A 17,084-nucleotide genomic window follows, 5' to 3' on the forward strand; every position below is an offset into this window, starting at 1 on the left:
CAGCGAAACGAGACCGCTCGTGACGGCAAAGAGGTTTTTCACCCTGTGGGTCAACTCGCGGTTCAGAAGTTGTTGGGCTTCCTTGGCGGCGCGGCTTTCGGTGGCATCCGCGGAAATGCCCGATACGCGAACCGCGCGGCGGGCCGCGCCTTCGCCTTCGAACGATACGTGGCCCGTCGCACGGACCCAGCGAAACGTACCGTCGGGTAGAATGATGCGATACTCGCCGTCGTAGCGCCTCGGGGACGCCGGATCGAGRCACGCGTCGATTGCCGCTCGCGCGCGCTCGCGATCATCCGGGTGGACGAGTGAAAAAGCGCTCTCGAACTCCATGCTGCGGAGATCGTCGGGTGGCAGACCCGCCAGAAGGCAGGCCTGCTCATCCCAGCTGACGATGCCCTGGTCCAGGTCGATGGTCCACGTGCCGACGCCGGCCGATTCCAGCGCGAGGCGATGCTGCTCATCGACAAGGCGACGGAGATCCTCGGCGCCTTTTTTGGCGTCTATGTCGGTGGAAGTGCCGACCCATCGGACGATGCGTCCGGACGCATCGCGGTCGGGCAGTGCCCGGCTCAGGAACCAGGCGTAGAAGCCGTCTGCGCCCCGGATTCGATGTTCCGCCTCGAAAAGCGTTCCGGTAGTCAGCGCCTGGCGCCATCGTTCCAGAACATGCGGCCGGTCATCCGAATGGAGGGCCTCGAGCCAGGCGTCCCCTAATGATGAGCTCTGGGTGAGACCGGTAAATTCATGCCACCTGAGATTGAAATAATCGTGTGATCCATCAGCCGTGCAAGTCCAGACGATTTGCGGAAGACAATCCGCAAGAGGAGAAAACCGCTCGTCATGTTCTCTGATTTGCACAGCAACCTCAGGGTCTTGCCGAAGGCTGCCGGGAGAGGGGGCGGTCAGGCCGCTGGAGCGCCTCGGGACGAAACCTTAACCTGTGGCGTCGCTCAGTCAAACGATGGTTCTTTCGAGGCAGGCGCGGTATTGAGGCCGGGGCCCCCTGGCAGTTCCGGCTCAAAGCGCATAGATGCGGGGGCCAGACCTTCCCGTTGCCAAAGAATAAGCGATCTCACACGCCGATGAATGATATGAGCCCGAACCCGGGATTGCCGGAGGCCCAGGAGGTCTCTCGGCAGTCGCGTCACCAGGCGCGGCGCCGCCGATTTGCGTGGATCGGGACCATCGCGAGCATCCTCATTTTCGCCATTTCCGTCATCGTGCTGTGGCACATCATTTCGGAGATGGACGCGGCCGAGCTTCGGGCGGCTTTCACGGCGGCTAGCCCACGTCAGATCGGTCTGGCCGTTCTGCTGACAGCTCTCAGCTACAGTCTTTTGACCTGTTACGACGCTTTGGCGTTGCGACAACTGAAACTGAACGTGCCCTATCGCACCACGGCGCTGGCCTCGTTCACGAGTTATGCCGTCAGCTTCACCCTCGGATTTCCACTCCTGACGGCCGGCACGGTCCGCTACTGGATTTACGGCTCGAAGGGCGTCGGCCCCGGCCGGATCGCCAGCCTGACGGTAATCGCCGGCATCACGTTCTGGCTGGGCATGGCGCTTGTCTTGTCGTGGAGCATGATCGGCAGCGCCCTTGAGGTGGCGAGCCTCGTCTACACCAATGTGCGCCTCAATCAGCTCATCGGTGTCGCGGCAGGCGGGTTGGTTGCGGCCTATCTGATCTGGGTTTCCATCAAGCACCGCATCGTGCGGATCCAGGGCTGGCGGCTGGAATTGCCAGGCTTGCGCCTTTCGGTCGCCCAGGTTCTGATCGGCGCGGGCGATGTCTGCGCAGGGGCCGGCGTTCTCTTCGTCCTCCTCCCCGGGGGCCACAATCTGAGCTTCGAGACGTTCCTGGCGGTCTATATTTTCGCGGTCATGTTGGGTGTCGCGAGCCATTCGCCCGGGGGACTCGGGGTGTTCGACGCCACGATCCTTCTGGCGTTGTCGCAATACCCACGCGAACCGGTGCTCGGCGCGGTTCTGTTGTACCGTCTGTGCTACTACCTCGTCCCATTCGTCCTCGCGCTCGCCCTTCTCGGGGCTTACGAGATCCTCAATCGGCTTCGCTCGGCGCAGAAATCCCTTGAAGGGGACGACATCGATCCTTCATGCTCTTGAATTAAATAAGGGATTCGCCCCATCCACGGGTGAGAGAACTCAGTGAGCGAGCCGCCCCGGATGCCAGCCTCCTTCGAGACCAAGTCCGACCGGTCGGTCGCATTGAAGGCCACCACACGCGGAGCCGTCGTCGCCATCATCTTGGTCGCTGCAGCGGCGTTCTGGCGCCCGGGCGAAGCGGCTCCCGCTGTTCTCGCCGCATTGATCGCCGTTGCCGCAAGCCTCGGCCTGGAAAGCCGGCTGGGACGGAAACGGGGGCACGCGGCAAATGGAGTGAACGACGGTTTGAGCCATCTCGGCGTCGCCGATACCCTGCTCGCGCATATTCCCGATCCGGTCATCCTCGTCGATCGCCGTGCGATCGTCGTTGAGGGTAACGAAGCGGCCAAGTCCCTGCTTCCGGGATTGAAGACGATGCAGCCGTTGTCCTTCGCCCTGCGCAGCCCCGATGTGCTCGACGGTATTGATCGCGTGTTGGAAAGCGGCGAAGCGCTGAAGACGGAGTATTCCGAACGCGTTCCGGCGGAGCGGGCGTTCGAAGTCCATCTCAGCCCCCTTGATGGGGGGCAGGGATCGTCGGAACGGTTGGGCGTCGTGCTGTTCTTTCGCGATCTGACATCGGCTCGCCGTCTCGAACACATGCGCGTGGATTTTGTCGCCAATGCGAGCCATGAATTGCGCACGCCGCTGGCCTCTCTTCTCGGCTTCATCGAGACGCTGCAGGGACCCGCGCGAAACGACCCGACGGCGCGAGAGCGTTTCCTGGAGGTGATGCGCGATCAGGCCCGGCGCATGACCCGTTTGATCGACGATCTTTTGTCGCTTTCGCGCATCGAAATGCGGGTTCACGTGCCGCCGAGCGCGGCCGTCGATCTCGCCTCGATCGTGACGCATATGATCGACACCCTGACGCCTCTCGCGAAGGAAAGCGGCGTTACGATCAGAGCCCAGATGCCCGGCGATCCGGTAATCGTCCAGGGCGATCACGACGAGCTGGTTCGGGTTGCCGAAAATCTGATCGAGAACGCGGTCAAGTATGGCGAAAGCGGTGGCGCGGTCGACGTCGCGCTCGAGCGCAATGAAGGCGCGTTCGTGTTTTCGGTCAGGGATTACGGCCCAGGCATCGCACCGGAGCACCTGCCGCGCCTGACCGAACGGTTCTACCGCGCCGACGTGGTCCAAAGCCGTCAGAAGGGCGGCACCGGCCTCGGTCTCGCGATCGTGAAACACATCGTCAATCGCCACCGGGGTCAGCTCGTCATCGAAAGCGAGGCGGGAAGTGGCGCATTGTTCAAGGTCGTGCTGCCCGCTCAACCAGGGCCCGCGTAAGGCGGCAACGGACGCCGAACCGTCAACGTCTCAGCCCGTTGTCATGCAAGTGTCATCCAACCGTCGTAGACCCGACACGGGCAGGCTTTAGCGCTCCTCGTCGTGCGGCATGCCCGTTCCTTGCGGTCTTGAGACCGTCTGCCGGGACCGCCGAAAAAGGGAGACGTTTCCGTGAAATTCCTATCCAAAGCTTTGGTAGCCGGCCTCGCCGCTGCATCCTTGTCGAGCTGCGTCCAGGCTGCCGAGATCACCGGTGCCGGCGCGACCTTCCCGTTCCCGATCTATGCCAAGTGGGCGGAAGCCTATCAGAAGGAAACGGAAAACCGCCTTAACTACCAATCGATCGGCTCCAGCGGCGGCATTCGCCAGATTCGCGCCAAGACGGTCGATTTCGGTGCAACCGACGCCCCGCTCAAGGGTGAAGAACTCGAGAAGGACGGCCTCGTCCAATTCCCCGTCGTCATGGGCGGCGTGGTTGCAGTCTACAACATCGAGGGTGTCGCCTCGGGCCAGCTCAAGCTGACCGGCGACGTCCTGGCCGATATCTACAACGGCAAGATCAGCAAGTGGAACGACGCGAAGATCGCCGAGCTCAATCCAGGCGTGAAGCTGTCGGCCGCGACGATCACCCCGGTCTATCGTTCGGACGGATCGGGCACGACGAGTGTGTTCACCACCTATCTCTCGGACGTCTCCGACGGCTGGAAGAGCGGTCCGGGCGCCGGCGCGTCCGTGCAATGGCCGGTCGGCCAGGGCGGCAAAGGCAACGAGGGCGTCGCCGCTCTCGTGAAGCAGGTACCGAATTCCATCGGCTACGTGGAATATGCGTACGCCAAGCAGAACGCCATTCCGTTCGCTCAGCTCAGGAACAAGAGCGGGAAGTTCGTCTCGCCGGAGGCAAAGACCTTCCAGGCGGCGGCTGCCGGCGCCGATTGGAAGGCGGCACCTGGTTTCGGCATCTCCCTGACGAACCAGGCGGGCGAGCAGGCTTGGCCGATCACGGCGCCGACCTTCATCCTCGTCCACAAGAGCCCGGAAAAGCCCGAGCAAGTCGCGGAAGCCCTGAAATTCGTCGATTGGGCCTTCTCGAAGGGCGATGCGATGGCAGTCGAGCTCGATTATGTTCCTCTGCCGGCCCCGGTGAAGGATCAGGTCCGTGCCTCGTGGAGTGCCATCAAGGACAAGTCAGGTCAGCCGCTTCTGAAGAAGTGATTTTTTCCTGACAACCTTGGAGTGATCGGCGATGGTGGCCCTGACTCAGAAACAATTCGTCATGAGAATGGAACTGTCGTCCCGCCGATCACTGCCAAAGTCGAGCTTCGACAAGATCTTCCGCCTCGCGAGCCTGTTCTCGGCCCTTCTGGTGCTGATCGTGCTCGCGGGGATCATCGGATCGATGGTGTACGGAGGCCTCCCGGCGCTTCTCGAATTCGGACCCGGGTTCCTCACCTCCAGCGTCTGGGATGTGCAGCGTGACCAATACGGCGCGTTCGTAGCCATTATCGGCACACTCACGACCGCCCTCATCGCGCTTGTCATCGGCGTGCCGGTTTCCATCGGCATCGCGATATTTCTCACCCAGCTTTGCCCACCCTGGATGAAGCATCCGGTTTCGACCACGATCGAACTTCTCGCCGCCGTGCCGAGCATCATCTACGGCATGTGGGGCTTGTTCGTCTTTGCGCCGCTTTTCGCCAAATACGTGCAGATCCCTGTGTCGACGATCGTCGAGGGTCTTCCGATCTTCGGGACCATTCTTTACGCCCGGGTTCCGTCCGGCGTCGGCGTTCTCACGGCGGGCATCATCCTCGCGATCATGATCATCCCGTTCATCGCCTCGGTCACCCGCGACATTCTCGATCAGATCCCGACGATCCTGCGCGAGAGCGCCTACGGAATCGGGTGCACGACGTGGGAAGTCGTGCGTCACGTATTGGTCCCGCAGGCGGGCGTGAGCATCATTGGTGCGATCATGCTCGGCCTCGGCCGCGCCTTGGGCGAAACGATGGCCGTCACATTCGTCATCGGCAACGCCAACCGACTGTCCGGATCACTGTTCGACCCCGGATCCACGATCGCGTCCCGCATCGCTAACGAATTCAATGAAGCGGTCGGGCTGCAACTGAATGCGCTGATGGCGCTTGGCTGCATTCTCTTTCTTGTGACGTTCGCCGTGCTGGTTCTGGCGCGGCTTCTCGTTGCCCGCGTTCAAGTCCGCTGAGGAGCATCGCAATGGATGCAAACGCGCAGATGACACAGCCGATGCTCAAATGGGGGCGTGTGCGGCGGAGCCGGTACGTGGCCGATCGGGGGCTGCGGATCGTTTGCACGATCTTCACCCTGCTCGGGGCCTTCGTCCTCGGTTGGATCTTGCTGATGCTCCTCTATGAAGGGATCAGCGCGCTGTCGCCTGCGATCTTCACGCAGACGACGCCTGGACCCGGCAGCAAGGGCGGTGGCATCGCCAACGCCATCGTCGGCAGCTTGATCCTCACAGTCCTCGGGATCACCGTCGCGACCCCGATTGGGGTACTGGCGGGCACGTATCTCGCCGAGTACGGCAAAGGCTCGAAGCTTGCCGAGGTCATTCGCTTCGTCAACGACATCCTGCTGGCGGCCCCGTCGATCCTCATCGGTCTGTTCGTCTACACGCTGATGGTCAGGCCGATGGGCGGCTATTCCGGATGGGCCGGCGGCGTGGCGCTCGCGATCATCGCGGTTCCCGTCATCGTACGAACGACCGAGGACATGCTGCGCCTCGTTCCCGGGTCGTTACGAGAAGCGGGCGCGGCCCTTGGTGCGCCGACGTCGACGGTCATCATGAGCGTTACCTGGCGCGCGGCCCGAGCCGGCATGGTCACCGGCGTCCTTCTGGCGACAGCCCGCATTGCCGGTGAGACGGCGCCGCTTCTGTTTACCGCGCTCAACAATAACTTCTGGTTCAAGCCGAACCTGATGGGCGGCGTCGCCAATCTGCCGGTGACGATCTACCAGTTCGCCCTGTCGCCCTACGAGAACTGGCGTCAGCTCGCCTGGGCCGGTGCACTCGTCATCACCTTGTCGATCCTGGTGCTTTCGATTGTCGCGCGCCTCTTCGTGAAAAAGGACAAAGCCCGATGAGCTCCGTCGCCGTCAATACGAGTTCCGCGATTGGAAGTCATGCCGCCGATGTCGGGGCGCCAGTGCGGATTGCCGTGAGAGATCTGAATTTCTACTACGGCGATTTTCGCAGCTTGAAAGACATCAACCTGGACTTCCACGACAGGCAGGTCACGGCGCTGATCGGCCCTTCCGGCTGCGGCAAGTCGACCTTGCTGCGGACGTTCAACCGCATCTATAGCCTCTATCCGGAACAGCGAGCCGAGGGAGAAATCCTGCTCGACGGCCAGAACGTCCTGTCTCAGTCGATCGACGTGAACGAGTTGCGGGCGCGTGTCGGCATGGTGTTCCAGAAGCCGACGCCGTTCCCGATGTCGATCTACGACAACATCGCCTTCGGCATCCGCCTCTATGAGAAGCTGGGGAAGGCTCAACTGGACGAGCGGATCGAGGAAGCCTTGCGCAAGGCGGCGCTGTGGGACGAGGTGAAGGACAAGCTGCGCCAATCCGGCATGGGACTGTCCGGTGGGCAGCAGCAGCGTCTATGCATCGCCCGCACGATCGCGCAGCGGCCCGAAGTCATCCTCCTCGACGAGCCGACCTCGGCTCTCGATCCCATCTCGACGGGAAAGATCGAGGAACTGATCGAACAATTGCGCTCCGAATTCACCATCGTGATCGTGACCCACAACATGCAACAGGCGGCGCGCATCTCGCAATTCACCGCTTTCATGTATCTCGGCGAGCTGATCGAGTTTGGACCGACGAGCAAGATGTTCATGACACCGAACCAGAAGCAGACCCAGGATTACATCACCGGYCGCTTCGGCTGATCGAGGCGACCAAGGGAGGTTTATTCATGCCGGAGCATATCGTCAGCTCCTACGATACGGATCTTCAGGATCTGAGACGCCGCATCTCGGAGATGGGGGGCATTGCCGAGAAGATGCTCATCGATGCGATCGCGGCGCTCGTGCGCAGCGACGTTCCTCTTGCGCAGACTGTCATCGCCGCCGATTCCCGGCTCGACATCCTGCAGCGCGAGGTGGAGGAAATGGCGATCAGCACGATCGCCCGGCGCCAGCCGCTCGCCATCGATCTGCGCGAGACGATCTCCGCCATCCGCGTCTCGGGTGACGTGGAGCGGATCGGCGATCTCGCCAAGAACATCGCGAAGCGCGCGCTTGCCATTGCCGGTCAGTTCCAGCCGCAGAAGATCGTCGTCGGTCTCCAGCACATGAGCGACCTCGTGTTGGCTCAACTGAAGGACGTCCTCGACGCCTACGCCCAGCGCGACACGGTCAGGGCACTCGATGTCTGGAAGCGGGACGGCGCGATCGACGCGCTCTACACGTCGCTCTTCCGTGAGCTCTTGACCTACATGATGGAAGATCCGCGCAATATCTCCTACTGCACGCACCTCTTGTTCTGCGCCAAGAATATCGAGCGGATCGGCGATCACACCACCAACATCGCCGAGACCATCCATTACCTGGTGACGGGCGAGACCCTCGCCATCGAGCGGCCGAAGAACGACCGGTCGATCGACGCGACCATGGTCGCAAGCGGAGAATAGGCATGGGTCCCCGAATTCTCATCGTGGAGGATGAAGAGCCGCTGACTCTTCTCCTGCGCTACAATCTCGAGGCGGAAGGATATGAGGTCGACAGCGTCGCGCGCGGCGACGAGGCCGAAATCCGCCTGCGCGAACAGGTGCCCGATCTCATATTGCTCGATTGGATGCTCCCGGGCCTGTCCGGAATCGAATTATGCCGCCGGATCCGGGTGAGAGGTGAAACCGAGCGTCTGCCGATCATCATGCTGACCGCCCGCGGCGAAGAAGGCGATCGCGTCCGCGGGCTCGCCACCGGCGCGGACGACTACATCGTCAAGCCGTTCTCCGTGCCGGAACTCCTCGCCCGCGTGCGTGCGTTGTTGCGACGCACCAAGCCGACGCATATCGCCACTCTGCTGATTGCGGGCGATGTCGAACTCGATCGCGAGACGCACCGCGTCCGGCGCGGATCGCAGGAGATCCATCTCGGGCCGACGGAGTTCCGCTTGCTGGAGTTCCTGATGCAGAGTCCCGGCCGCGTGTTCACGCGCGAGCAGTTGCTCAACGCGGTCTGGGGCCACGACGTCTATATCGACGAGCGGACGGTCGACGTCCATGTCGGACGGCTTCGCAAAGCCGTCAATCAGCCCGACAAGCCGGATCCGATCCGGACTGTTCGCGGTGCTGGCTATTCCTTCGACGAGATATTCGCGCGCGGCGAGCCCGTCACGAACTGACGTGGAGCGGCGGCGACCCACAAATGACAACGCGTTCGAGCCGGACAAGCTCGAACGCGTAAAATGTGATGCCTTTCAAGGTGCGCTTGCTTCGCCAGACCTTTAGGCGCGAGCCACTCTCCGGTCACGACGACGATCGGCGACGGGCTGATAGGCGATTTGCGCGTGATGGGAGCAATAGGGCACGCCCGGCGTTGAGCGCGCGCCGCAGAAGCGGAATTCCGGCTTCGTCGGGTCACCCATGGGCCAGCGGCACATGGACTCGCGAAGCTCCATGATCGTGACGCGCTCGGAATTGGGCAGTCCGACATCGTCCTCGATGATCGGAAGATCGATTTCTGCCGAAACCGGCGCGAAAACGGTTCTGATCGGCGCTGCGACGACGTTGTCGCGGACAGGCGCGCTGATCGGCGTGGGAGCGCTCGGTGCGCGCGTCGTCTTGCGCGTCCGGGCCGTCGTTCCGTTTGCACTCGGCTTCGGCGTTTTGGTGCGGCCCGAGAGGCCCAGACGATGGACTTTACCAATGACGGCGTTGCGCGTGACATTGCCGATCTCGGTCGCGATCTGACTCGCGCTCAAGCCGTCGGACCACAGCTTTTTCAGCTGTTCGACCCGTTCATCAGTCCACGTTCCGCTTACGTCCACCATCTCACCTGTCTCCACCGGGGCAGCTCATACCGAACCCTGAATCCCCCATCTTCCGCGGACAGAGATATTGTCCGACCGCGTCGCTGGGGTCGCTCTTTCGGGTAAAAGCCGCCGCACGAATGTTCGTACTCGACAGTCCCGAAGTTACTTGATCGGTGGACTCCGGCGCAAGAGTCGCGGGCAGTGCTGCGCTGTTTTCCCCAGGGAACTCGCCCGCCCACCACGGATCGCGTGATGAATAAGTTCATTTCTCTTGAATTGACAGGGTGTTCAGCGTGGCTAGAATCCGATCGCTGCCGCCCCGGTTGGGCGGCGCTTTCTTTTTCGGACCCAGGCTGCGACCTTGGGTCCCTATTTGGAGAAACACGGTGACATCGTCCCTGCTGCCGACCTATGCGCGTGCCGAACTGTCCTTTGAAAAGGGAGAGGGAGCTTGGCTCTTCGGCCGAGATGGGCAGCGATACCTCGATTTCGGGGCCGGGATCGCCGTGAATGCGCTGGGCCACGCCCATCCCCACTTGGTTCAGGCGCTCACGGAGCAAGCCACCAAGCTTTGGCATACCTCCAATCTTTACCAGATCCCTGAGGGCGAGCGGCTCGCCAAGCGCCTTGTGGACAACACATTCGCCGATGTGGCGTTCTTCACCAATTCGGGCGCAGAGGCCAACGAGGCCGCCATCAAGATGGCGCGGAAGTACCAATCGGCCAAAGGACGGCCGGAACGTTTCCGCATCATCACGTTCGAGGGCGCGTTCCATGGTCGCACGCTGGCGACGATCGCGGCCGGGGGGCAAGCCAAATATCTGGAAGGCTTCGGCCCGAAGGTCGAAGGCTTCGATCAGGTGCCGTTGGGGGATTTCGACGCCTTGAAGGCCGCGATCGGTCCCGAGACCGCCGGTTTCATGATCGAGCCCATCCAGGGCGAAGGCGGCGTGCGTTTCGTGCCGACGCCCTTCCTGCGCGAGCTGCGCGAACTGTGCGATCAGCATGATCTCCTGCTGATCTTCGACGAAATCCAGACCGGCGTCGGGCGGACCGGCAAGCTTTTTGCCTATGAATGGACCGGCATTGCGCCGGATATCATGAGTGTCGCAAAGGGCATCGGCGGCGGCTTCCCGATGGGTGCGTGCCTTGCCACGACCAACGCCGCACAAGGGATGACCGTCGGCACGCACGGCACGACGTTCGGTGGCAATCCGCTTGCCATGGCGGTCGGTAACGCGGTGCTCGATGTGGTTCTCGCACCCGGCTTTCTCGACCACGTGCAAAAAGTCGGCCTCGTTCTCAAGCAGCGACTGGCCGAACTCAAGGACAATCATCCGGCGGTCATCGCCGAGGTGCGGGGGCAAGGGCTCATGATGGGCCTGCGGACCCACGTCCCCAACACCGATTTCATCAGCGCGGTGCGTGCACAGAAGATGATCGTGATCGGGGCGGGCGATAACGTCACGCGGCTTCTTCCGCCCCTGATCGTGAGCGAAGCGGACGTGACCGAGGCTTTCGACCGCCTCAGCGCCGCCTGCGTTGTCATCGAATCCGATTTGAAGTCAGTTTCGCAGCGGGGAGCTGCCCAATGAGCGTCACGAACGTCCGCCACTTTCTCGACCTTTGCGATTTTACAGGCCCGCAGATCCGCCACGTCCTCGATGTCGGCTCTGCGATCAAAGCGAAGCGCCGCAAGGGAGAGCGCGCGAGCGAGCGACCTCTCGAGGGCAAAGTGCTCGCCATGGTGTTCGACAAGCCATCGACGCGCACGCGCGTGTCCTTCGATGTGGGTATGCGTGAGCTCGGCGGCGACACGTTGATGCTGACGGGCAAGGAAATGCAGCTCGGGCGCGGTGAGACCATCGCCGACACGGCGCGGGTATTGTCGCGGTATGTGGACGCCATCATGATCCGCACGCTCGATCACGCGATGGTCGCGGAACTCGCCGGGGCGGCCTCCATTCCGGTCATCAATGGATTGACGAAGTCGACGCATCCCTGCCAGATCATGGCCGATGTCATGACGTTCGAAGAACACCGCGGCGCGATCAAGGGGCGTACGATTGCCTGGTCCGGCGACGCGAACAACGTCCTCGTTTCCTGGGTGCACGCTGCCGCGCGCCTCGATTTCACCCTGAATATTGCTTCACCGCCCGAGCTGGCACCGCGCTCGGATGTCATTGCATGGGCAAAAAGCGAAGGCGCCAAGATCAACGTCACGACCGATGCCTTCGAGGCTGCCGAAGGCGCGGACGCGATCGTCACCGATTGCTGGGTTTCGATGGGCGATGAAGACGAATTTCGTCGGCACAATCTGCTGAAACCCTATCAGGTCAATCGTCAATTGATGAATGTGGCGAAAAAGGACGCCTTGTTCATGCACTGCCTCCCAGCCCACAGAGGCGAGGAAGTCACCGACGAGATCATGGACGGTCCGCAATCGGTCGTCTTCGACGAAGCCGAAAACAGGCTTCACGCGCAAAAGGGAATCCTGGCCTGGTGCCTGGGTGTCGCTGGCGCATGACGTCGACACCATTCGAGGGAAATGACGATGTTGTTCTGCCCTTCGCGGTGGAACCACTCGATGTGCGCGGCCGCGTCGTGCGCCTGGGGCCGTCGATCGACACGATCCTCGTCCGCCACGGCTATCCGGATGCGGTCTCGCGCGTCATCGGCGAAGCGGCGGCGCTGACGGTGCTGCTTGGCTCGTCGCTCAAGTTCGAGGGGCGCTTTCAGCTTCAGACCAAGACCGACGGACCCATCGAGATGGTGGTCGTGGATTTCGATGCGCCGGATCGTCTGCGCGCAACCGCGCAATACGACCGCGCAAAGATCGACGCACTTGGTTCCGGCGCCCATAAGACGGGGGAGCTCATCGGGTCGGGTTTTCTCGCGATGACGATCGATCAAGGATCGGACCGCAGCCGTTACCAGGGCGTCGTCGCCCTCGAGGGACAGGGCTTCGAGGAAGCGGCGCATCAGTATTTTCGACAGTCCGAGCAAATTCCGACACGCGTCCGCCTCGCGGTCGCGGAGCAATTCGCCGAAGGCGGCAGGACCTATCGGGCCGGCGGGATCATGATCCAGTTCCTGCCGACGTCGCCAGACAGGATGCGCCAAGCCGATCTCGCCCCGGGCGATGCCCCCGAGGGTCATGCTGTCGCCGATCCGCTGACTCTCGAGGACGATGCTTGGGCCGAGGCCAAATCACTCGTTGGAACGGTGGAGGATATCGAGCTGGTCGATCCCGCTGTTTCGAGCGAGCGGCTGCTCTATCGGCTCTTCCACGAGCGCGGCGTTCGCGTCTTCGAAGAGCAGCATGTGCACGAGGAATGCCGTTGCTCGCGCGAGCGGGTGATGGGGATGATGGTTCGCTTCTCTCCGGAGGACCGGCGGGACATGGTCGGCGACAACGGCCGCATCGGCATCACGTGCGAATTCTGCTCGCGCTTCTACGATCTCGATCCCGCTGAAGTCGAAACGGAAATCGAGCGCATCCAGAAATCGGAACCCTGATCTGGGCGCCTTCTTATGATGTCGCGCAGAATGCTGCGAGACGTCGCATGAACGCCGCGCCGGCGTCCAATTGCTCGAGGGTGATGTACTCGTCAGGCTGATGGGCCTGATTGATCGAGCCTGGTCCGCACACAACTGTGGGTATCCCAGCGGCCTGGAAGTGACCACCCTCCGTCGCGAACGGTACGGTCTGTGTCTGGTTGCGGCCCGCGAGGCGCAGGGCGAGCACCTCGGCTGCCGAGGCCGCCTCCGCTGCAAGACCGGGGACTGAAACGGCGAGCTCCGTTTCGATCCGGCCGAAATCGCCGAAGCGGTTGAGACGTTTCAGCGCGACGTCCTGCGCGAAGCGTTCGAAACGCGCCGGAATTTCTTGCGGGTCGAGATCCGGCAAGCCGCGGAATTCCCATTGAAACGAGCAGGTTTTCGACAGGATGTTGCGGGCCGTGCCTCCCTCGATGACGCCGACATGGACGGAGGTGTAGGGCGGATCGAAGCGACCGCTCGCATCGCCGCGCTCCATCATCTCGTCGCTGACGCGATTGAGCTCGCAAACGAGTTCGGCAGCGGTCATGACGGCGCTGGCGCCCAGGTAGGGCTTGGACGAGTGTGCCTCGTGGCCATGGACGCGCGTGGTGAACGTGACGATGCTCTTGTGTGCATCGACGACGTCGAGATTGGTCGGCTCACCGACGATGACTGCTTGCGGTGGTGGAAGATCATGGCCGAAGCGGCGGATCGTATCCATCACGCCGAGGCAAGTTGTCTCCTCGTCGTAGGACAGCATGATGTGGATCGGCGTCGTCAGGCCCGCGGCCTGGAAGTCGGGGATGAGAGAGAGGGCCAAGGCGTCGAACGCCTTCATGTCGACGGCGCCACGGCCATAGGCGCGGCCGTTCTCGACCCGCAGGGTAAACGGATCCGATGTCCATTCCTGACCTGTGACAGGCACGACATCCGTGTGTCCCGACAGCACGACGCCACCACGGTCCCGCGGACCGATGGTCGCAAACAGAGCAGCCTTGTCACCGGTCACGTTCGGCACGCGCACGAACGGCACATCCCAGCTCTGAAGATAGTCTTCGACGAAAGCGATGAGGGGTAGGTTCGACTTTGCGCTCTCCGTGTCGAAGGAGACGAGTTTCGCCAGCATTTCGAGCGGCGACAACCGCTGGCCGTTAGGAGACATGGGGCCTCTGTTGATCATTCGAGCAACGCTTCGGGAAGCCCTCCGTCGTAATCGTCGAAAGCCGGGAGGTCAAACGTCGACCATGGGGCTGGCACTTGGGCAAGCGGCTTAGTGAACCGTCCGCCGTATATGTGGGCTGTCGAGGGAGAAAGCCGGGATTTCGGCGTTGAACGTTTCGCCGGAGCCCGTTTCCATGATGTAGAGGCCTTGCATGGTACCGCTCGGCGTCGGCAAGGGGCAGCCGCTGGTGTAGCTGTAGCTCTCGCCCGGTCCGAGGATCGGTTGTTCTCCCACGACGCCAGCGCCGCGCACTTCCTGGATATGCCCGTTCTGGTCGATGATCTTCCAGTATCGTGCGCGCAGTTGCACGCGTTCGATGCCCGTGTTGATGATCTCGACCGTGTACGCAAAGAAGTAGCGTCCGTCGTCCGGCGAGGATTCTTCCGCCATGAAGCGCGGATTGACCGTTACGCTGATGCCCCGAGTGAGCGCTCTGTACATCCTGCAAGGTGAAGCATGGGAAAACGGCTCTGGCAAGACGGCTCTGGCAAGACGGCTCTGGCAAGACGGCGCTCTGCCGCCTGGAGCGTCCCTTCGGCCTTGCGTGGGGAGAACGGGGAGGTGAGGTGGCGAAGGCCCTTGGCCCTGGACTGCAAGTTCGCTAGGGAAAAGGATCAAGCCGGGAAACAAGCATGGTCGCGCTCAAGGACGGAATCCAGTCGGCTGACGCCATCGCGCGCCTTTTCGAAGCGGGCGTCATCAAGGCGGAGGCGCCATTCGCCTCCGACCAGATCCAGCCCGCGAGTCTCGATTTGAGGCTTGGGCGGCGCGCCTATCGCGTCCGCGCGAGCTTCCTGCCGGGTCCGAATTGGACCGTTCAGGACCGTCTGACCCAGTTGAGTTTCCACGAAATCGATCTCAGCCACGGCGCGATCCTTGAAACCGGCAGCGTCTATATCGCGGAACTGCAGGAGAGCGTCGCTCTTCCCGACGACCTTTCGGCTTCCGCGAATCCAAAGAGCTCGACCGGGCGCATCGACGTGTTTACGCGCGTCATCACCGACCGATCGCAGGAATTCGATACGATCAGTCCCGGATATTCCGGCCGTCTCTACGCGGAGATTTCGCCACGAACATTCCCGGTCCTGGTTCGCACCGGGACGCGCCTTTCCCAAATGCGTCTGCGTAAGGGCGAAGTCCGCCTGTCGGATAGCGACTTGCTCGATCTCCACCGCAAGGATCCTGTCGTCACCTCGGTTGAACCGTCCATTCAAGGTGGTGTCGCGGTCAGCGTCGACCTGGAAGGGTTCGGCCCGGACAAGCTCGTTGGATATCGCGCCAAGCGTCACACGGGTCTGGTCGATGTCGACAAGCCTGGATCATGCCGGGCGGTGGATTTCTGGGAGCCGTTATATGCCGATCCGAGCCGCACGCTCATTCTCGATCCCGGACAGTTCTATATCCTTGCCTCGAAGGAGGCGGTTCGCGTGCCGCCGGATTATGCCGCGGAGATGGTGCCGTTTGATCCTCTGGTCGGTGAGTTTCGCGTCCACTATGCCGGCTTCTTCGATCCAGGCTTCGGCCACGAGGCGGCGGGAGGCGAAGGCGCCAGGGCGGTCCTCGAGGTACGCTCTCGTGATGTTCCATTCATCCTGGAGCACGGGCAGATCGTCGGTCGGCTAGTCTATGAGCGCATGGCCGAACGGCCCAAGGTTCTGTATGGAGCCGGTGCCGGCTCCAACTACCAGGCCCAAGGGCTGAAGCTCTCCAAACATTTCAAGTAGGGCGCACGTCAAGTACGGGCACCTCAGGTCAGAGACCCGTGCGAGCGCGGCCGCCGCACGAGCCAACTGACGGAAACGAAGGCCCCCATCCACGATCCGATGGCAGCGAAGGCCACGTAGATGGCGTGTTCGGTATAGCTGATCACGGCGAAGGCTGAGAGCAGGTACCAGACGGCGCTCCAATTGGCGGCCCTGACCCTTTGCCGGGCGACGACGGCCGCGTTGAAGAATACGTAGGCCGCATCGGTCGTCGCCGTGGCAGCAATGACGCCCAAGGCGATCCAGGGGTCGATATTGAACGGCATTGGTGTTTCCTCGCGAAAATGAACCTCATGGTTTCGCAAGGCGGGCTGCGGCGCAATCCTCAATGCAAGGGAGGCGGCGCCTCAGACGATCGTCCTGAGGCGATTGGGCCGGTTCGATCCAAACGCGTCGCGATCTAGCGAAARGTGGCGTCCGTCCAGTCCAGCAATCCAGCGAGAAACCGCTGCGCCGCGGGCATGAAGTAGCTGCCGGTATGGTAGAATGGATCGAGTGTCGTGACGATCATGCGTCCCGTTCCGCCGCCGCTGATCCTCACAATCCCGCTGCGCGATCTGAGTTGTACCAATCCCGGTAAGAGTGTGGGCCCGTCTCAAATGGTGTCGGAAAGAGCTTTTCGAGAATCTTGTGTTTGCGATAGAAAATCCGGTGATCCGGAGAAATTGGGACACCGTCATCGTAGCAATCAAATGCCCAACCGGACGGCAGTCGGTCAAATCGATTCTCTCGTACCTTATCCATGTACCAGTGCATCAGTTCGAGCGGTTCTGTGCGGTTGCGCGAGAAATGTCTGATCATAGTCTCCCCAACCCCGAACACTTTTGTGAAGTGAATGAAACGAAGTGGACTGCCGGCTGCTTCCACGGCCCCCGAGGGTGTAAAGCGGATCGGGCGCGTGTTCAGGTTCCAACAGGCGACGTTGTATCCGGGGTCTCGGAGAATGTGGACACCGTCGAACATTCCTGGAACGAGATCGCACCAACGCTGGTCGTCGAATATTCCATTGGGCGTGTCGTCCCAACAGTAGCGCAGAAGTCTGTTTCGCCACCATCGCGCGAAGCGCTTGCCGGAATC

Annotated in this window: 17 protein-coding genes and 1 pseudogene; 12 read left to right on the forward strand and 6 right to left on the reverse strand. The window is 62.0% G+C overall.

Annotated features, from left to right (window positions below):
- Positions 1 to 861: PAS domain-containing protein (locus AC1DT3_RS03070; RefSeq protein WP_477463772.1), on the reverse strand; the 861-nt coding region annotated here is incomplete at its 3' end.
- 224 nt (positions 862 to 1,085) lie between these two features.
- Here AC1DT3_RS03070 and AC1DT3_RS03075 point away from each other — a divergent pair.
- The 8 genes from AC1DT3_RS03075 to phoB all read left to right on the forward strand — a co-directional run bounded on the left by AC1DT3_RS03075 (position 1,086) and on the right by phoB (position 8,849).
- Complete coding sequence (locus AC1DT3_RS03075) at positions 1,086 to 2,129, forward strand: lysylphosphatidylglycerol synthase domain-containing protein (protein ID WP_477463773.1); 1,044 nt, start codon at positions 1,086 to 1,088, stop codon at positions 2,127 to 2,129.
- Between the two features lie 60 nt (positions 2,130 to 2,189).
- Positions 2,190 to 3,458 carry an ATP-binding protein gene (locus AC1DT3_RS03080; protein WP_477463774.1) on the forward strand — a complete coding sequence of 423 codons (1,269 nt, stop codon included), beginning with the start codon at positions 2,190 to 2,192 and terminating at the stop codon, positions 3,456 to 3,458.
- A 171-nt stretch (positions 3,459 to 3,629) separates the two neighbouring features.
- Positions 3,630 to 4,670, forward strand: a complete 1,041-nt coding sequence (pstS, locus tag AC1DT3_RS03085; protein ID WP_477463775.1) for a phosphate ABC transporter substrate-binding protein PstS — start codon at positions 3,630 to 3,632, stop codon at positions 4,668 to 4,670.
- A 31-nt stretch (positions 4,671 to 4,701) separates the two neighbouring features.
- Positions 4,702 to 5,679 carry a phosphate ABC transporter permease subunit PstC gene (gene pstC, locus AC1DT3_RS03090; RefSeq protein ID WP_477463776.1) on the forward strand — a complete coding sequence of 326 codons (978 nt, stop codon included), beginning with the start codon at positions 4,702 to 4,704 and terminating at the stop codon, positions 5,677 to 5,679.
- A gap of 11 nt (positions 5,680 to 5,690) precedes the next feature.
- Positions 5,691 to 6,578: a phosphate ABC transporter permease PstA gene (gene pstA / locus AC1DT3_RS03095; RefSeq protein ID WP_477463777.1), complete on the forward strand. Its 888-nt coding sequence runs from the start codon at positions 5,691 to 5,693 to the stop codon at positions 6,576 to 6,578.
- Positions 6,575 to 7,390: a phosphate ABC transporter ATP-binding protein PstB gene (gene pstB / locus AC1DT3_RS03100; RefSeq protein WP_477463778.1), complete on the forward strand. Its 816-nt coding sequence runs from the start codon at positions 6,575 to 6,577 to the stop codon at positions 7,388 to 7,390. The genes pstA and pstB overlap by 4 nt, the downstream gene beginning before the upstream one ends.
- A gap of 26 nt (positions 7,391 to 7,416) precedes the next feature.
- Positions 7,417 to 8,133 (forward strand): phosphate signaling complex protein PhoU, encoded by a 717-nt coding sequence (phoU, locus tag AC1DT3_RS03105; RefSeq protein WP_477463779.1) that lies wholly within the window; start codon positions 7,417 to 7,419, stop codon positions 8,131 to 8,133.
- Between the two features lie 2 nt (positions 8,134 to 8,135).
- The gene (phoB, locus tag AC1DT3_RS03110; protein WP_477463780.1) at positions 8,136 to 8,849 is read left to right on the forward strand and encodes a phosphate regulon transcriptional regulator PhoB; all 714 of its coding nucleotides are present in this window, start codon (positions 8,136 to 8,138) and stop codon (positions 8,847 to 8,849) included.
- 102 nt (positions 8,850 to 8,951) lie between these two features.
- On the opposite strand, the gene AC1DT3_RS03115 is transcribed toward phoB, so the two are convergent.
- Entirely contained in the window at positions 8,952 to 9,497 is a 546-nt protein-coding gene (locus AC1DT3_RS03115; protein WP_477463781.1) for a GcrA family cell cycle regulator, read from the reverse strand.
- A 368-nt stretch (positions 9,498 to 9,865) separates the two neighbouring features.
- On the opposite strand from AC1DT3_RS03115, the gene AC1DT3_RS03120 reads away from it, so the two are divergent.
- Genes AC1DT3_RS03120 through AC1DT3_RS03130 form a run of 3 tightly spaced genes read left to right on the forward strand, consistent with a single transcriptional unit; the run spans position 9,866 to position 12,998 of the window.
- On the forward strand, positions 9,866 to 11,074 hold the full coding sequence (locus AC1DT3_RS03120; RefSeq protein WP_477463782.1) for an acetylornithine transaminase: 1,209 nt from the start codon (positions 9,866 to 9,868) through the stop codon (positions 11,072 to 11,074).
- Positions 11,071 to 12,006, forward strand: coding sequence for an ornithine carbamoyltransferase (argF, locus tag AC1DT3_RS03125; protein ID WP_477463783.1), 936 nt, complete (start codon positions 11,071 to 11,073; stop codon positions 12,004 to 12,006). Before AC1DT3_RS03120 ends, argF begins: the two co-directional genes overlap by 4 nt.
- Positions 12,003 to 12,998, forward strand: a complete 996-nt coding sequence (locus tag AC1DT3_RS03130; protein ID WP_477463784.1) for an Hsp33 family molecular chaperone — start codon at positions 12,003 to 12,005, stop codon at positions 12,996 to 12,998. The genes argF and AC1DT3_RS03130 overlap by 4 nt, the downstream gene beginning before the upstream one ends.
- Before the next feature lie 13 nt (positions 12,999 to 13,011).
- On the opposite strand, the gene argE is transcribed toward AC1DT3_RS03130, so the two are convergent.
- Positions 13,012 to 14,184, reverse strand: a complete 1,173-nt coding sequence (argE, locus tag AC1DT3_RS03135) for an acetylornithine deacetylase (RefSeq protein WP_477463785.1) — start codon at positions 14,182 to 14,184, stop codon at positions 13,012 to 13,014.
- Between the two features lie 108 nt (positions 14,185 to 14,292).
- Positions 14,293 to 14,685, reverse strand: coding sequence for a Co2+/Mg2+ efflux protein ApaG (gene apaG / locus AC1DT3_RS03140; protein WP_477463786.1), 393 nt, complete (start codon positions 14,683 to 14,685; stop codon positions 14,293 to 14,295).
- Positions 14,686 to 14,876: 191 nt separating this feature from the next.
- On the opposite strand from apaG, the gene AC1DT3_RS03145 reads away from it, so the two are divergent.
- The gene (locus tag AC1DT3_RS03145; protein ID WP_477463787.1) at positions 14,877 to 15,968 is read left to right on the forward strand and encodes a 2'-deoxycytidine 5'-triphosphate deaminase; all 1,092 of its coding nucleotides are present in this window, start codon (positions 14,877 to 14,879) and stop codon (positions 15,966 to 15,968) included.
- A 23-nt stretch (positions 15,969 to 15,991) separates the two neighbouring features.
- Here AC1DT3_RS03145 and AC1DT3_RS03150 read toward each other — a convergent pair whose 3' ends face one another.
- Positions 15,992 to 16,273, reverse strand: a complete 282-nt coding sequence (locus AC1DT3_RS03150) for a hypothetical protein (RefSeq protein WP_477463788.1) — start codon at positions 16,271 to 16,273, stop codon at positions 15,992 to 15,994.
- Between the two features lie 271 nt (positions 16,274 to 16,544).
- Positions 16,545 to 17,084: pseudogene (locus AC1DT3_RS03155) on the reverse strand (hypothetical protein); the annotation flags it as partial.

The organism is Microvirga sp. P4_G7 (assembly GCF_056401005.1).

What these genes read in the sequence shown, in the direction of transcription:
- pstC (WP_477463776.1), top strand. Translation starts at nt 4,702, where the DNA reads ATGGTGGCCCTGACTCAGAAACAATTCGTCATGAGAATGGAACTGTCG.
- AC1DT3_RS03080 (WP_477463774.1), top strand. Translation starts at nt 2,190, where the DNA reads ATGCCAGCCTCCTTCGAGACCAAGTCCGACCGGTCGGTCGCATTGAAG.
- phoU (WP_477463779.1), top strand. Translation starts at nt 7,417, where the DNA reads ATGCCGGAGCATATCGTCAGCTCCTACGATACGGATCTTCAGGATCTG.
- AC1DT3_RS03145 (WP_477463787.1), top strand. Translation starts at nt 14,877, where the DNA reads ATGGTCGCGCTCAAGGACGGAATCCAGTCGGCTGACGCCATCGCGCGC.
- apaG (WP_477463786.1), bottom strand. Translation starts at nt 14,685, where the DNA reads ATGTACAGAGCGCTCACTCGGGGCATCAGCGTAACGGTCAATCCGCGC.
- AC1DT3_RS03150 (WP_477463788.1), bottom strand. Translation starts at nt 16,273, where the DNA reads ATGCCGTTCAATATCGACCCCTGGATCGCCTTGGGCGTCATTGCTGCC.
- AC1DT3_RS03115 (WP_477463781.1), bottom strand. Translation starts at nt 9,497, where the DNA reads ATGGTGGACGTAAGCGGAACGTGGACTGATGAACGGGTCGAACAGCTG.
- AC1DT3_RS03130 (WP_477463784.1), top strand. Translation starts at nt 12,003, where the DNA reads ATGACGTCGACACCATTCGAGGGAAATGACGATGTTGTTCTGCCCTTC.
- AC1DT3_RS03075 (WP_477463773.1), top strand. Translation starts at nt 1,086, where the DNA reads ATGAATGATATGAGCCCGAACCCGGGATTGCCGGAGGCCCAGGAGGTC.
- phoB (WP_477463780.1), top strand. Translation starts at nt 8,136, where the DNA reads ATGGGTCCCCGAATTCTCATCGTGGAGGATGAAGAGCCGCTGACTCTT.
- argF (WP_477463783.1), top strand. Translation starts at nt 11,071, where the DNA reads ATGAGCGTCACGAACGTCCGCCACTTTCTCGACCTTTGCGATTTTACA.
- pstA (WP_477463777.1), top strand. Translation starts at nt 5,691, where the DNA reads ATGGATGCAAACGCGCAGATGACACAGCCGATGCTCAAATGGGGGCGT.
- argE (WP_477463785.1), bottom strand. Translation starts at nt 14,184, where the DNA reads ATGTCTCCTAACGGCCAGCGGTTGTCGCCGCTCGAAATGCTGGCGAAA.